Annotated in this window: 1 protein-coding gene; it reads right to left on the reverse strand. The window is 43.2% G+C overall.

What is annotated here, in order from left to right; all coding sequences use genetic code 11:
- Positions 1 to 987 precede the first annotated feature (987 nt).
- On the reverse strand, positions 988 to 1207 hold a 220-nt coding region (zapE, locus tag A3738_RS09235; protein WP_156504140.1), incomplete at its 5' end, for an AFG1/ZapE family ATPase.

A 1207-nucleotide genomic window follows, 5' to 3' on the forward strand; every position in this document is an offset into this window, starting at 1 on the left:
TTCGAGTTCTTCTCGAAGTTTCTCTATAACCTCAAATTCAATGATATCGGCATAATCATTAACGTATTCATTGTTTGCTTCTGGGTAAGAAGCAAAGCAAGCAAAGGGCAAAAATATTAGGTATACAACGAGAAGTAAGTTTCGATTCATGCAAAATTCCCTTTAGGCTTAACAGCTTACTATACGGAATTCCGTATAAACCGCAGAGGACAAAGCGTCTTCACGATCATCAAAATTCCATTTTTGTTTAATTGATTCCATCACTTAAAGAGCACCCTATCATTAGAAATCAAGATTCTTTTTGCGCAAAAAGAAGACTTGGGTTTACACGGGTCCGTATAAATCCAGAGGCAATTTTTTAAGTAATTGTTTTATAAAACAATATCAGAAGGAAGCCGTAAAAAGACAGACTTATCTCACGGGTTTCATAGGAAGCGATCACCTTAAATCTTCGTGATTCCATTACACCTGTAAATTTATATAGTTTTTGAGCTCATTATTTGATGGTTTTATTGTTAGGTCGCAGGAACTGTTTCGAGGCTTTTGCATTACCATGTGTCTGCACCTCTCTAGAAGTGAGCATTGGTCATGAGGGGTAGTTGGGTCGGCTTTTGTCTAGTTCCGAGCATTACACTTTAAACAATAGATTGCCGCCTTCGCGGCAATGACGGACTGGAACGAAGGGATAACCCCGTCGAGCGCGCAAGCGATCCGGGTCGCCTTTTGGGGTGTTGGGGTCTTTGGCGAGACAAAGACCCCGACCTGCCGTCGGCCAGCGCCGACAGGAAAAGAAGAGTTAAGTTAAAGCCATCCCAGAAAACGCCCAATGACAGGTATTATCTAGCCCCGTGCTTTCCGCCTAAACAATAGATGATGCGCTCCGCTTACCCTTCGGGCCGCACTAAAGTGCGTTCTGGCAAAGCCAGTGAGCAGTTTGAGCGCATATTTAACGCAGTATTTGCAATTGGAATAGCTTTGAATGAGTTTTTAAGCGCGGTGCTCAGAAGCTAAGTACTCCTCACTCTGCATCTCAAGCAGTCGACTCTCCGTTCGCTCAAACTCAAAACTCAATCGACCACCTTCATACAAGGCATGAATCGGCGCTGCAGCTGAAATAATCAGCTTTACGTTTCGATCATAGAATTCATCGATCAGATTGATAAAGCGTCGAGCTTGATCGTCATTCTCTGAGCCCATTGTTGGAACA

Source organism: Oleiphilus sp. HI0066 (assembly GCF_001635725.1).